The 12,064-nt window shown below is 73.0% G+C and carries 16 protein-coding genes; 9 read left to right on the forward strand and 7 right to left on the reverse strand.

Annotated features, from left to right (window positions below; translation table 11 throughout):
• Positions 1–49 precede the first annotated feature (49 nt).
• Positions 50–913 (forward strand): phosphatidylinositol-specific phospholipase C/glycerophosphodiester phosphodiesterase family protein, encoded by an 864-nt coding sequence (locus tag ACIBAI_RS06745; protein ID WP_399031589.1) that lies wholly within the window; start codon positions 50–52, stop codon positions 911–913.
• A 102-nt stretch (positions 914–1,015) separates the two neighbouring features.
• Entirely contained in the window at positions 1,016–1,210 is a 195-nt protein-coding gene (locus ACIBAI_RS06750) for a hypothetical protein (RefSeq protein WP_399031590.1), read from the forward strand.
• Between the two features lie 15 nt (positions 1,211–1,225).
• On the opposite strand, the gene ACIBAI_RS06755 is transcribed toward ACIBAI_RS06750, so the two are convergent.
• The 3 genes from ACIBAI_RS06755 to ACIBAI_RS06765 form a co-directional block, all read right to left on the reverse strand.
• Positions 1,226–2,464: a phosphodiester glycosidase family protein gene (locus tag ACIBAI_RS06755; RefSeq protein ID WP_399031591.1), complete on the reverse strand. Its 1,239-nt coding sequence runs from the start codon at positions 2,462–2,464 to the stop codon at positions 1,226–1,228.
• A gap of 76 nt (positions 2,465–2,540) precedes the next feature.
• Positions 2,541–2,972 carry a DUF779 domain-containing protein gene (locus ACIBAI_RS06760; RefSeq protein ID WP_399031592.1) on the reverse strand — a complete coding sequence of 144 codons (432 nt, stop codon included), beginning with the start codon at positions 2,970–2,972 and terminating at the stop codon, positions 2,541–2,543.
• A 244-nt stretch (positions 2,973–3,216) separates the two neighbouring features.
• Complete coding sequence (locus tag ACIBAI_RS06765) at positions 3,217–3,609, reverse strand: luciferase family protein (RefSeq protein ID WP_344604563.1); 393 nt, start codon at positions 3,607–3,609, stop codon at positions 3,217–3,219.
• A 115-nt stretch (positions 3,610–3,724) separates the two neighbouring features.
• Here ACIBAI_RS06765 and ACIBAI_RS06770 point away from each other — a divergent pair, with 115 nt between their 5' ends.
• Positions 3,725–4,294, forward strand: a complete 570-nt coding sequence (locus ACIBAI_RS06770; protein ID WP_399031594.1) for a GNAT family N-acetyltransferase — start codon at positions 3,725–3,727, stop codon at positions 4,292–4,294.
• Positions 4,295–4,387: 93 nt separating this feature from the next.
• Here the strand turns inward: ACIBAI_RS06770 and ACIBAI_RS06775 are convergent, their stop codons facing one another.
• The 3 genes from ACIBAI_RS06775 to ACIBAI_RS06785 are packed head-to-tail and all read right to left on the reverse strand — an operon-like array spanning position 4,388 to position 5,273.
• Entirely contained in the window at positions 4,388–4,828 is a 441-nt protein-coding gene (locus ACIBAI_RS06775; protein WP_399031596.1) for a cold-shock protein, read from the reverse strand.
• Positions 4,735–4,995, reverse strand: coding sequence for a hypothetical protein (locus tag ACIBAI_RS06780; RefSeq protein WP_399031598.1), 261 nt, complete (start codon positions 4,993–4,995; stop codon positions 4,735–4,737). The genes ACIBAI_RS06775 and ACIBAI_RS06780 overlap by 94 nt, the downstream gene beginning before the upstream one ends.
• On the reverse strand, positions 4,992–5,273 hold the full coding sequence (locus ACIBAI_RS06785) for a twin-arginine translocation signal domain-containing protein (RefSeq protein WP_399031600.1): 282 nt from the start codon (positions 5,271–5,273) through the stop codon (positions 4,992–4,994). Before ACIBAI_RS06785 ends, ACIBAI_RS06780 begins: the two co-directional genes overlap by 4 nt.
• Before the next feature lie 456 nt (positions 5,274–5,729).
• Between ACIBAI_RS06785 and ACIBAI_RS06790 the strand changes: the two genes are divergently transcribed.
• From ACIBAI_RS06790 to ACIBAI_RS06815, 6 genes are all read left to right on the forward strand, one after another.
• On the forward strand, positions 5,730–6,047 hold the full coding sequence (locus ACIBAI_RS06790) for a hypothetical protein (protein WP_399031602.1): 318 nt from the start codon (positions 5,730–5,732) through the stop codon (positions 6,045–6,047).
• 614 nt (positions 6,048–6,661) lie between these two features.
• Complete coding sequence (gene ectA, locus ACIBAI_RS06795) at positions 6,662–7,153, forward strand: diaminobutyrate acetyltransferase (protein WP_344604571.1); 492 nt, start codon at positions 6,662–6,664, stop codon at positions 7,151–7,153.
• Between the two features lie 62 nt (positions 7,154–7,215).
• Entirely contained in the window at positions 7,216–8,520 is a 1,305-nt protein-coding gene (gene ectB / locus ACIBAI_RS06800) for a diaminobutyrate--2-oxoglutarate transaminase (RefSeq protein ID WP_399031604.1), read from the forward strand.
• Complete coding sequence (locus ACIBAI_RS06805) at positions 8,517–8,927, forward strand: ectoine synthase (protein WP_399031606.1); 411 nt, start codon at positions 8,517–8,519, stop codon at positions 8,925–8,927. The genes ectB and ACIBAI_RS06805 overlap by 4 nt, the downstream gene beginning before the upstream one ends.
• Before the next feature lie 7 nt (positions 8,928–8,934).
• Positions 8,935–9,840 carry an ectoine hydroxylase gene (gene thpD, locus ACIBAI_RS06810; protein WP_399031608.1) on the forward strand — a complete coding sequence of 302 codons (906 nt, stop codon included), beginning with the start codon at positions 8,935–8,937 and terminating at the stop codon, positions 9,838–9,840.
• A 206-nt stretch (positions 9,841–10,046) separates the two neighbouring features.
• Positions 10,047–10,376, forward strand: coding sequence for an SAV_915 family protein (locus tag ACIBAI_RS06815; protein WP_399031610.1), 330 nt, complete (start codon positions 10,047–10,049; stop codon positions 10,374–10,376).
• Positions 10,377–10,460: 84 nt separating this feature from the next.
• Here ACIBAI_RS06815 and ACIBAI_RS06820 read toward each other — a convergent pair whose 3' ends face one another.
• Positions 10,461–11,246, reverse strand: a complete 786-nt coding sequence (locus ACIBAI_RS06820) for a pentapeptide repeat-containing protein (protein WP_399032202.1) — start codon at positions 11,244–11,246, stop codon at positions 10,461–10,463.
• Between the last annotated feature and the right edge of the window lie 818 nt (positions 11,247–12,064).

Here is a 12,064-nt window from a genome sequence, read left to right on the forward strand (position 1 = left end):
GGGCCGCATACTCCCTGAGGTTCCGTAAGACCCTCAGGGAAGGCAGAGCATGGCCCCCACCACCCGCCGCAGAGCCCTCACCACCCTCGGCGCCGCCCTCGCGGGCTCGGTCGTCCTGCCCGCCGCCGACGCGTTCGCCGGCGAACAGCGGCGCGGCCCGCGCCCGTTGTGGCGCGCCCACGCCCACAACGACTACGAGCACCCCCGCCCGCTCCTCGACGCCCTCGACCACCGCTTCGGCAGCGTCGAGGCCGACATCCACCTGGTCGGCGACCAGCTCCTCGTCGCCCACGACCCGGAGGACCTCGACCCCTCCCGCACCCTCGAATCCCTCTACCTCGACCCGCTCGCCGCCCGGGTGCGGGCCAACCGCGGCTGGGTGTACCGCGGCCATCGCAGGCCCCTGAACCTGCTCGTCGACCTCAAGACCGAGGGCTCCTCGACCTACCTCGAACTCGACCGCCGGCTCAGGCGGTACAAGCACCTGTTCACCACTTACGCCCACGGCCGGGTGCTGCCCGGCCCGGTCACCGTCGTGATCTCCGGTGACCGCGCGGCCCGTGCCCCCATGGAGGCCCAGACCGTGCGCCGGGCCTTCTACGACGGCCGCCTCGCCGATCTCGGCAGCCCGGCTCCGGCCTCCCTCATCGCGCTGATCAGCGACAACTGGACGCTCCACTTCACCTGGCGGGGCGTCGGCGCGTTCCCGGACGCCGAGCGGCACAAGCTGCACACCCTCGTGCGGACGGCGCACGCGCGCGGGCAGCGCGTGCGGTTCTGGGCCACGCCGGACGCGGCCGGGCCCGCCCGGGACGCGGTGTGGACCGAGCTGCTCGCCGCGGGCGTCGACCACCTCAACACCGACGACCTGGCCGGGCTCGAAGCGTTCCTGGACGCGCACCGGCAGGCGTGACACCACTCGTTCGGAGGACAGGCCAGCCGCCCGGACGAACCCTCCGCTACGCCACACTTACGGCCGAACGCCGCGAAGCGGACGTGGCGGAGGAGGCTGACGGTGGCTGTTTCCATCTCTGTGGTGCTGTTGTTCGCGATCCTGGCGGTGATCTTCGTACGCAGCGGCGGGTTGAAGATCTCGCACGCGCTGGTGTGCATGCTGCTGGGCTTCTACCTGGCCAGCACGAGCGTCGCCCCGACCATCCACAGCGGTCTCACGGCCACGGCGGACATCGTCGCCGGCCTGAGGCCGTGACGACCGGGACCGGCGTCACCGGGCGGTGAAGACCCCGATGCCGTTGGGGACGGGCCGTTCCGCGCCGCCGCTGGGGTGGTTGCGCACCGCGGCGCCGGCCGCGCCCGCCTCCCGGACGACCAGCGTCGTCGAGCCGCCGCCGTCCAGGTTGACGGCGTCGGCCGCGCCCAGGTCGCGCAACACGGCGGCGACTTCGGCGAGGGTCAGGCCGGTGCGGTACCCGGGCGCCCCGTCCAGTGCGAGCAGCAGCACGCGCCGCCCGCCGTCCGCGACGCCGACGGCGGTGCGCACGGCCGAGGTCCGGTCGTCGAGGCCGGGCAGCGGCCGGCCGCCCCGCAGGACCGGGAAGCCGCCGAGCGCGAAGCGGTACGGGATGCGGGACGCGGCGGCCACCAGACGGTGCCGCACCCGGACCCGCTCCCCGACGGACAGCTTCCGTAACCACTGCGCGCCCGCCTCCCGGCCGACCAGCACGGTGGTGCCCCGGGCGATCGGGCCGCCGCCGGGCGTGCCGGAGGCGGCCACCACCCGGCCGCCGCGGACCGTCACCTCGTGGGTGTCCGTGCTGCACGGGGCGGCCCGGCTGGTGTCGGTGCCGCAGGTGGCGCGCACCCGTGAGGCGCTGCCCCAGTCGGCGGTGAACGCGCCGACCGAGTCCACCGGCAGCGCGTACTGGTTGTGTCCGCCGAGCGGCAGCCGCTCCCCGGCCGTCGTGACCGACCCGTCGAGGGCCAGGCCGTCCAGCCGGGCCCGGCGGTCGGCGCCCACGCCCACCACGTCCTCGGTGCTCGTGCCGGGCGGCAGCGCGGGGCCGAAGCGCTGACCGTCCGGCACGGCCGCCTTCAGCGCGCGGCCGTGCGCGACGGCCGGTCCCACACTCGCGCCGGTCGCCTCGACGCCCGGGTGCTGGGTCTCGGTGAGGTGGAAGAAGTCCCCGTTGACGCCCGCGACGGCGCCCCGGGCGTCGGCCAGCCCCGACAGGGGAGCCCGCGCGGCCACCGCGCCGGGGTACAGCAGGCCGAGGCGGACGCGCGGGTCGCGCAGGTCGACGCGGAGCAGATGGGCGTGCGCGACGCCCCGGGACGCCGGGACGTCGAACTCCTCGTACCCGACACCCGGCGCGATCTCGACGGCCCGCTGCGCGGCACCGGCCGGCGCCGCCCCCGCCAGGGCCGCCCCCGTCAGCACGCCGAACGCCGCACCGCACGCCAGGACCGCTCTGCCCGCTCTTCCCCGCCCGTGACGACGTGCCACCGGTTCCCCCTGATGCTCGGCCAACTTCCCCTGCCATCGGGGAAATTGCACCAGAGGGCGGTGACCGCCGGGGCGGTTATGCGCCGACCAGGCGGGAACGGATGAGGAAACGCACCCCCTCGGGCGCCTCCAGCGAGAAGCCGCTGCCCCGGCCCTCGACGACGTCCACGATCAGCCGGGTGTGGCTCCACACCTCGTACTGGCCGTGCGACATCCAGAACGGCACGGGCTCGTCGAGCCCCGCGACGTCCAGTTCCGCGAGCAGCACGTCCGCGGCGCCCGTGCGGAACTCGCCCGCCGGGTAGCACATCGGGGCGCTGCCGTCGCAGCACCCGCCGGACTGGTGGAACATCAGCGGGCCGTGCGCGGCCCGCAGCCGGCGCAGCAGACCGGCGGCCGCGGGGGTGAGTTCGACCCGAGGGGTCTCCTCGTGTCCGGCGCGCGCGATGCCGTCGTCTCCGGCGCGCGGGGCGTCCTCGCGCCGGGTGTGCGGGGTGTCCTCGTCCATGCCAACCGTCCCAAGACAAGCCTCGATCCGGGTCACCGGCCGGGGACCAGGGCAGCACGGGGAAGGTTGCGAGAGGGTTGCGCCCGGCGCCGGGCCACCGCCGGGAAGGGGCGGCACCGGATCCGTACGGTGCGAAGCGGGCCGGCGCGTGGTCGACCGGGGCCGGGCTCGTCCGCAGCGCCGCGTCCCACTGAGCCGCGGGGGTGGCGGTGCCGTCCGGCACGCCGTCACCCCCGCGCACGGCTCAGCCGCCGGCCGCGGCGTCGCGCGGGAGCACGGTGACGCGGTGGAAGTTGCATCCGCCGGGGGAGGCCGTGGCGGAGGGCCAGGTCTGATGGGCCTTGAGGGCGATGCTCACCAGGCTCAGCAGCAGGTCGACGTCCGCGTCGCAGTCGAGGTGCACGGTCACCCAGCGGGAGCCGGGGACCAGGTGGATCGCGCTGGAGCCGCCGAGGTCGTAGTGGAAGCGCTGGATGGCCCGGTGGGTCAGGTGGAGGTCCACGTCCCGGTCCGAGTGGAAGTGGACGATCTCGTCGCGGTGCGAACGGAGCGCCTTCCCGATGCCGCAACTGGCCGGGCCCGGAGTGAGGTCGGGCCAGGCCTGCAGTTTCTCCAGGGCGCGCTGGGCCAGAGTCATAATCCCATCGTCGCTCGATTACCGCGCCGCAACCAGGGGTTGAGCGTTTTGTAACCGGTACGTGAGGTCTGTCCGGTCCCTCGGACGCCGCGGGGCGGTCTCGTAGGCTCTGCCCATGGACATCACCGCCGTACGGCTGACGACGGAGGCCGCGCCGGGCGGCCGTGCCCTGCTGCTCCGTCCCTGGGCCCCGTCGGACGCGACCGGCCTGGCCGAGCTGTACCGGGACCCGGCGCTGCGGCGCTGGACGGCCGCGGACGTGGCCGACGAGGCGAGCGCCGCGCGGTGGGTGAGCGAGCAGCGCCTCGGATGGCAGACGGGGAAGCGGTTCGCCTTCGCCGTCGTCGACACCGGGGCGGGCGGCCCCGGAGAGCGGCTGGTGGGCCACGCGGTCCTCAAGAACGCGACGCCCGGCGCCCCCGCGGCCGAGGTCGGCTACTGGACCGCGGCTCACGCACGCGGCCGGGGCGTGGCTCCCCGGGCGCTGCGCGCACTGACGGACTGGGCGTTCGCCGCCTTCGCCGGCCGGGGCCTGGAACGCCTCGAACTGCTCCACCAGGCCGACAACACGGCGTCCTGCCGGGTCGCGGAGAAGAGCCGGTACGCCTTCACCGGTACGCTGCCCGCCGCGCCGCCCGCGTTCCCGCTCGACGGTCACCTGCACGTACGGGAGCGGGCGGCCTGACGAATCGTCACCCGGGACCAGCCGCCTGCCGCGGCGGGGCGTCCGACACGTCAGGGCGGCGGCGGGAGAGGAACCGGGGACGGCCCGGTCCGGTCAGTCCTCGGCCCAGCCGTGGTCCCGGCCGAACTGCAGCAGCCGGCGCCGGACCGCCAGGATCTGCTCCGCGGTCAGGGTCGGCGCCGCGTTGAGCAGGATCTCGGTGATCTCGTGCAGATACTCGTCGGTGGTGAGCACGTCGCACAGCGACTCGTCGCCGTCGGCCTGCCGGCCCGCGCCCGGGGACGCCGCCCGCGCCACGCCGTTCGGCGGCGTCAGCGGCTTGCCGTCGGGCCCTTCGGCCAGCCGTACGGCCGAGGCCTTCAGGCCGCGCTCGCCCTCCTCGACCTCGAACTCCACCGCCAGCCCGGGCCGCACCTGCTGCTCCGGGATGCGCAGATCGTTCACGTGCAGGAAGACGTCCTCCCCGCCGTGGTCCGGAGCGATGAACCCGTAGCCCCGCATGCCGTCGAAACGCACCACACGACCGACAACCACGTCAAAACCCCCAACACAACGGGCGTCCTGCCCGGACAACCACACAATGGGAGCAGCTTACAAGCGCCGGGACCGCGCCGGGGGTCCCCCCTCGTCCCCTTGCCGCAGACGAAGTTGCCGCAGTCGGCCCAGGAGGTCCGGTAGGTGTCGCCGGAGCTCAGGGTCATGCAGACCGATCCGCCGCCGTCGGTCCGGAACGAGTAGTAGAAAACGAGTAGTAGAAGCCGTTGTCGGTGCCGGTCTGGTTCGTGGTGATGGCCGTGTCCGCGTGGGCGGTGCCGGGCAGCACCGGCCCGGACGCGGCGGCCACCGCCAAGACGCCGGTGCCTCCGACGAAACTCCTCCGGCTGATACGAAGGGTGTGGTCTTCGCGTATGCGTCCTCCTCGGAGGTCGTGCGGGGTCTGTCGGCGCCGACAGTGTTGGCGGGGCCCTGGGAATGCCAAAAGTTTCGGTATTGACTGCGAAACCTTCTTCCGGGACCTGCAAGGTAGTTGATGCCATATCCACTGTTAGGAGCTTTGATATGTCGACCTCCTTCGGTTCAGGAACTGGAATCTCTTACTCCAAGATCGATTTGCGTGTCATGAAACTCGAAATATTTCGGACATGGTTCCGATCGTTCTGGGGTTGTCACCGCAGTAACCGGCCGACTGCGAGGGGGTGCGAGTCGCGGGCGCGTCGCGCCCGGCCGAGGTGCGGGCTTCGAGATGCCCGCGAGCCGGGCCGCCCCGTTCCGCGGGGCGGGCGACGATGTGCGTACCGGGCAGTAGGATGGGCACTCCAGAAAGGCGCATAAAGTGCAGATCCGCCCATTCGGCCAAGGGGTGTCCGGGCAGGGAAAGGTCCACGGCGGTGGACGGCTGCCGGGTGGGCGGAGGACCGAGGAGGCGGGACGGCCCATGGCGGAACAGCACCAGGACGAACCCGAGGAGCTGCGCGAGATCGCCCGGGAGCGCGTCGCCCACCTCCCCGCGGAGACAGCGGGAGGCCGGGTGGACCCGGCAGGGGCCGGTACGCGGAGCGAGACGCGGGAGGAGAGCCCGGGTGAAGCGGCCGGGAGCGCCCAGGGCATCGGGGACATGCCGCGCTCCGGCGCGGACCTCGGCGACCGCGGCACCGGAGGCGAGGCGGCCCGGGAGGCGATCGGAGTCGAACCGGCCGGGTCGGGCGGCGAGGTGGGGACCGCGGCACCGGGGAGGCGTCGCGCGATGAGGTGACCGGCGACGACTCCTGATCCGCGTCCGGGACCACGCGTCCCGGACGCGGCGCCGACCCCGTCGAGCAGGCCCTCACCGGCACCCCGGCGGTACGGCGGCGTGCCCGTGGAAACCGCCCGCGGCCAGGTGTGAAGCCGGGCACCGGCCACCCCCATCGCGCGGGCCCGACCGCCGCCCGCGCGGCGGGCCTTTCGGGTGTGCCCGCCGAGCGGACCGCGGGCACACCCGACTTCGGATCCTGCCGAGAACCCTCCCCGCGATATGAGGCACGCAGGTTCGCCAACTCGGACGGCGATTGCTAGAATTCCTCCGCCGCACCGCGAAAAACCCCCCGAACAAAGCCACTTCGTTCGGGTTTCCCGAGGAAGACGACGGGTACTTCGATTTTCTGCCTGCTCAAACAGGCAGACTCGGTGGCCGTCCTCCAAACGGCAGGCGTAGTATCGAAGCGAAGCGCCGACGCAGCGCTTCCTGCGAAAGCCAAGCCCAAGCGATGCTCGCGAAGTGAGCGGCCCTCAAGGCCGGGCGGCCGTCCGCCGGACGGCAGGAATACGGATCGATCCAGCCGCACCAACACGCGGAGCGGTCCGTACAGTGAGAGCGAGGTGTGTTCCATGGACACACTGGTCATGGCGGTTCCCACGATCGAGGACGGGGCTGCGGCATGGCGTATCGCCCGTGACTCCCGGGTACTCGACGCGAACTCCTCCTACAGCTATCTGCTGTGGTTCAGGGACTTCGCGCGGACTTCCGCGGTGGCCTCGGGAACCGACGGCGCGCCAGTCGGGTTCATCACGGGATTCCGCCGCCCCGAACAGCCCGACACCCTCGTCGTCTGGCAGATCGCGGTGGACCGGGAAGAGCGGGGACGCGGCACCGCCAGCGCCATGCTGGACCACCTCACCGCGCGGCTGACGGCAGGCGGCGCCCTGCGCTACCTGGAGACGACCATCAGCCCGGACAACGTCGCGTCACACAGGCTGTTCCGGTCGTTCGCCGTGCGGCACGCGGCGCCGCTCCGGCGAGAGATGCTGTTCCCGGCGGAACTCTTCCCCGACTCCCACGACGCCGAATTCCTGTACCGTATCGGGCCGCTGCGCCGATAGCCGGGCGCCGGCGCCGGGACGGCAAGTCCACTTCGTTTCTTCCTCGTGAGGGGCGAGTCATCATGACGGTTCCACACCCCGATTCCGGCGTCTTCGAGGCAATCGAGTCCGAAGTGCGCAGTTATTGCCGCGGCTGGCCCGCGGTTTTCGACCACGCCCACGGCAGCCGATTGTACGACGAGAACAACCGGTCCTATCTCGACTTCTTCTCGGGCGCCGGCGCCCTGAACTACGGACACAACAACCCGGTGCTCAAGCGCGCGCTTCTCGACTACCTCGAACGGGACGGCATCACCCACGCCCTCGACATGATGACCGCCGCCAAGCGGACTTTCCTGGAGACTTTCCAGGAGATCGTGCTGGCGCCGCGCGAGCTGCCGTACAAGGTGATGTTCCCGGGCCCCGCCGGCACCAACGCCGTCGAAGCCGCCCTGAAACTGGCCCGCAAGGTGAAGAACAGGGAAAACGTCGTCTTCTTCACCAACGCCTTCCACGGCATGTCGCTGGGCTCCCTCGCCGTCACCGGCAACGCCTTCAAACGGGCGGGCGCGGGCATCCCGCTGACACACACCACCCCCATGCCCTTCGACGACCACCCGGACGGCCGGACGCCCGACTTCGTGTGGTTCGAGCGGCTGCTGACGAGCGCGGGCTCCGGCCTGGACACCCCGGCAGCCGTGATCGTGGAAACCGTGCAGGGCGAGGGCGGGATCAACGTGGCGCGGACCGAGTGGCTGCGCGAACTCGCCGGACTGTGCCGGCGCAGGGACATGCTGCTGATCGTCGACGACATCCAGATGGGCTGCGGCCGCACCGGCGCGTTCTTCTCCTTCGAGGAGTCCGGCATCACACCGGACATCGTGACGCTGTCGAAGTCCGTCAGCGGATACGGACTGCCGATGTCGCTGACCCTGTTCCGCCCCGAGCTGGACGTCTGGGAGCCCGGCGAACACAACGGCACGTTCCGCGGCTTCAACCCGGCCTTCGTGACGGCCACCGCCGCGCTGGAGGAGTACTGGCGCGACGGCCGGCTGGAGAAGCAGACCCTGGCCCGCGGGGACCAGGTCAGGCAAGCGCTGGACGACATCGCCGCCGACCGGCCGGGCCCCGCCCCCGCCGTACGCGGGCGCGGTCTCGCGTGGGGCATGGAGTTCGCCGACCCGGCGCGCGCCACCGCCGTGTGCGCCCGCGCCTTCGAACTGGGCCTGCTCCTGGAGACGTCCGGTCCCCGGGACGAGGTCGTCAAGCTGCTCCCACCGCTGACCATCGGCGACGAGGAACTGGAGGAAGGGCTCGCGCTGTTCGGCCGCGCGGTGCGGGAGACCGACGGCCCGGACTCACGGAAGAAAGGTGGGAACGCACCGTGATCGTCCGCTCGTTCGAGGAGATCGAAGGCACCGACCGGCACGTCAAGGGTGCGTCCGGCACCTGGGAGAGCAAGCGCATCGTCCTCGCCAGGGAACAGGCCGGCTTCTCCCTGCACGAGACGACGCTCTACGCCGGCACGCAGACCACGATGTGGTACGCCCACCACGTCGAGGCCGTGCTCTGCGTGGCGGGCGAGGCCGAACTCACCGATGAGGAGACCGGCGAGAAGCACTGGATCACACCGGGGACGATGTACCTGCTGGACGGCCACGAACGGCACACCCTGCGGACCAAGACCGACTTCCGCTGCGTGTGCGTCTTCAACCCGCCCCTGACCGGCCGGGAGGACCACGACGAGAACGGCGCCTACCCGCTGCTGGCGGAGCCCGGGATCGACGAGCCGTGAGGACACCATGACGACGCTGCACCACCACCGCCGGACCACCGACCTGTACCCGACCCGGGGCGCGACCGAGGCGATGATGCCGCGCCGCGACCCCGTGCTGTGGTCCGCGCCCGGCACGCCGGGCCCCCTGACGGGAGCCGGGCTGCTGGACTTCGCGGACACCGGTTTCACGACCGTGGACGCACTGCTGGACCCGGACGAGGTGACCCTCTACCGCGCCGAACTGGACAGACTCGTCCGGGACCCGGCGGTCCGCGCCGACGAGCGCGCCGTCGTCGAGCCCAAGTCGCGAGACATCCGCTCGGTGTTCGAAGTACACCGGATCAGCGAGGTGTTCGCCTCACTCGTACGCGACGAACGCGTGGTGGGAGCGGCCCGCCAGATCCTCGGCTCGGACGTGTACGTCCACCAGTCCCGCGTCAACGTCAAGCCCGGCTTCGGGGCGAGCGGCTTCTACTGGCACTCGGACTTCGAGACCTGGCACGCGGAGGACGGGCTGCCGCGCATGCGGGCCGTGTCGGTGTCGATCGCGCTCACCGACAACCACACCACCAACGGAAGCCTGATGATCATGCCCGGCTCGCACCGGACCTTCCTGAGCTGTGCGGGCGAGACGCCGAGAGACAACTACAAGAAGTCGCTGAGGAGGCAGGAGGCGGGGACCCCCTCGAACGAGGCGATCACCGCGCTGTCCGCTCCGCACGGCATCCGGTTGATCACGGGCCGGGCGGGCTCCGCGACCTGGTTCGACTGCAACTGCATGCACGGCTCGGGGGACAACATCACGCCATACCCGCGCAGCAACGTGTTCATCGTGTTCAACAGCGTGGAGAACACGGCGGTGGAGCCCTTCGCGGCCCCGGCCCGGCGGCCCGCGTTCGTCGGCGCACGCGATTTCACGCCGGTGCGGTGAACCCCGCGCACGCCAGGCACCCGTGGGCGGCCGGCGGATCACCGACGCGGACGACCGCGAGCGCGGGGAAACCGCCCACGACGCGCCGAGGAGGCCGGACCACGGGCCCGGTCCCGGCCGCCCGGCCGGCAGCGCCGAGGCCCCGTGCCCCTGGGACGACGCGCCGGCGCCGCCCCGGGGAAGGCCCGAGCCGGCCGGAGGCACCCATGGCGGACATGCGACGCGGCGACGGCGACGGGCCCGCGCCCGGCGACCACGCGCCGGCCGGCCTGCTGTACGTACCCGTCCGTCCGGTCCGCTGCTGCTACGTGACCTGTTTCTTCCGCACTCCCGGCGGACGCCGCACGGCCGTCGCCTTCACCACCTCCGCGCAACTGCGGGCGACCCTCGGCCAGGACCAGCCCTGGATCAGGCTCTCCGCCGCCGCGCTGCGCTCCCTCGCCGCACCGCTCGGGTGCACCGCTCTCACCGTCGATCCGCGCTCGTCGGTCCCGCCGGGCGGCACCCCCCCTCGGGACGCGTCCGGGCACCGGTGAGAGCCGGCCCGGAACACAGCCGGACCGGCAACGGCCCTCTCGCGCGCGGCGCGCGCCTGGACCGGTGTCCGGGATGCCCCGCGCCTACCAGTGAGCGGGCCGGCTGAGCGTCGGAGGCAGCACGGTGGCCGCGTCGCCCCTGGCCGCGTTCAGCTGCGCCTGGGTGAGGAAGAGCGCGCCGGTGAGGTCCGCGCCGCGCAGGTCGGCGTCGCGCAGGTCGGCCCCGATCAGGTCGGCGTCGCGCAGGTCGGCGCCGGTGAGGTCGGCCGCGACGAGGAGGGCGCCGCGCAGGCTCGCCCCCCTGAGGTCGGCGCCGGACAGCTTCGCGCCCATCAGATCGGCACCGCGGTGGTTCCTCCCACGGCCCGGGACCTGGGCCCGGGCCAGCTCGCTGGCCCGCAGCAGCAGTGCGTTGACCTCGCCGCGCAGCGCGTTCACATCCAGCTCCATGATCGACTCGGCGCTGCCGCGGGTCAGGCCGTCGATGTGGGCCAGCGCCTTCCGCAGCGGCTTGTGGAGGGGGCGGGCCGGTGCGAGGCCGAGGGCCTCGGTGAGGTACCGGAGCAGTTCGTGCAGCTGCCGCATGACGGGGAAGACCTCGAACATGGAGCGTGCCGCCCCCGGCGCCCGACGCCAGTCGACGCCGCCGAAGGTGATCTGGGACACCTTCTGGCCGGCGCCGAAGCAGTCGAACACGGTGCAGCCCTGGTAGCCCTCGTCGCGCAGCCGCGCGTGGATGCCGCAGCGGAAGTCCCGCTGGAGGTTCGAGCACGGCCGGCCGGCGGGCTTGTCGACGGCGAAGTCGGCGGAACGGGCGAAAGGCAGGGCCACGCAGCACAGGCCGAAGCAGTCGGCGCAGTCGGCCCGCAGGTCCGCGCGGTCCCGGAAGGCCTGGCGATGCCGAGACGCCGTGTGACCGGGGGAGGCCCCGCGCTTCCGGGGTGCCTTGCGGTCGTCCCCGGGCGGCCTGGGGTCCTGGCTCCCGGGGGCCGGCCGGTGCCCGCCGGCCGGCCGGTCGGCCCCTGCCTGCCGGCCCGTGCGGTCCTGGCCCGCGCGTTCCCGGTCCCGGTCCGCGGCGCCGCGCTCCCGGCCCTGGCCCGGGGACCGGCGCTCGCGCTCGCCCGCCCGGAACGGGCGCTCCTGCCCGTCGGCGGCGGACGGCCGCCCGCGTCCCCCGGCGGAGGAGGCCTGCTTGCGGACCTCGCCCGCGAAGGGGCGCTTGCGTCTCCCGGGGGAGGCCCCGTGCTGTGGCGACACCGTGCGTGCTCCTGTCAGGCGACGGACACCGCATACCGCGGCGCTCCGAGAACGGCTTCCATCCTCGCAGACGACGCGTGGCGGCCGGCCGGCCGGGCGGCCGGCGGGGCCGCGGCCGCGGGGATCCGGGTCCCGGCCGTGGCCGCTGTGCCGGTGACGGTTGCCTCGCTCGGAACCTCGGTAACGCAGGGCCGGGTGACGGGAATCCGGTCCCGGCGTCCGGACCGCGCCACGGACGGCGCCTGCGGACGCGGGCGCGTCCCGGCCCGCCACCGGTGTGGAGCCACGGACTCGTCCGGGTTCTGTCTCGCTCTGAGGTGGCACCACATTTCCGGTCGCCTGTCTCGCGAACGCGAGCTGGGTTCCGCCGGCTGTCGAGTCGATCAGCCGTGCCCGGACCGGCGGAGCGAGCACGTCGCGAGGACAGGGGC

The organism is Streptomyces sp. NPDC051041 (genome assembly GCF_044456065.1).
Classification (GTDB): domain Bacteria; phylum Actinomycetota; class Actinomycetes; order Streptomycetales; family Streptomycetaceae; genus Streptomyces; species Streptomyces glaucus.

Bases quoted from the DNA above. Each gene is read 5' to 3' on its own strand.
- ACIBAI_RS06745 (WP_399031589.1), top strand. From the start codon at position 50: ATGGCCCCCACCACCCGCCGCAGAGCCCTCACCACCCTCGGCGCCGCC.
- ACIBAI_RS06770 (WP_399031594.1), top strand. From the start codon at position 3,725: ATGGACATCACCGCCGTACGGCTGACGACGGAGGCCGCGCCGGGCGGC.
- ACIBAI_RS06790 (WP_399031602.1), top strand. From the start codon at position 5,730: ATGGCGGAACAGCACCAGGACGAACCCGAGGAGCTGCGCGAGATCGCC.
- ectB (WP_399031604.1), top strand. From the start codon at position 7,216: ATGACGGTTCCACACCCCGATTCCGGCGTCTTCGAGGCAATCGAGTCC.
- ectA (WP_344604571.1), top strand. From the start codon at position 6,662: ATGGACACACTGGTCATGGCGGTTCCCACGATCGAGGACGGGGCTGCG.
- ACIBAI_RS06780 (WP_399031598.1), bottom strand. From the start codon at position 4,995: ATGACCCTGAGCTCCGGCGACACCTACCGGACCTCCTGGGCCGACTGC.
- thpD (WP_399031608.1), top strand. From the start codon at position 8,935: ATGACGACGCTGCACCACCACCGCCGGACCACCGACCTGTACCCGACC.
- ACIBAI_RS06760 (WP_399031592.1), bottom strand. From the start codon at position 2,972: ATGGACGAGGACACCCCGCACACCCGGCGCGAGGACGCCCCGCGCGCC.
- ACIBAI_RS06765 (WP_344604563.1), bottom strand. From the start codon at position 3,609: ATGACTCTGGCCCAGCGCGCCCTGGAGAAACTGCAGGCCTGGCCCGAC.
- ACIBAI_RS06815 (WP_399031610.1), top strand. From the start codon at position 10,047: ATGGCGGACATGCGACGCGGCGACGGCGACGGGCCCGCGCCCGGCGAC.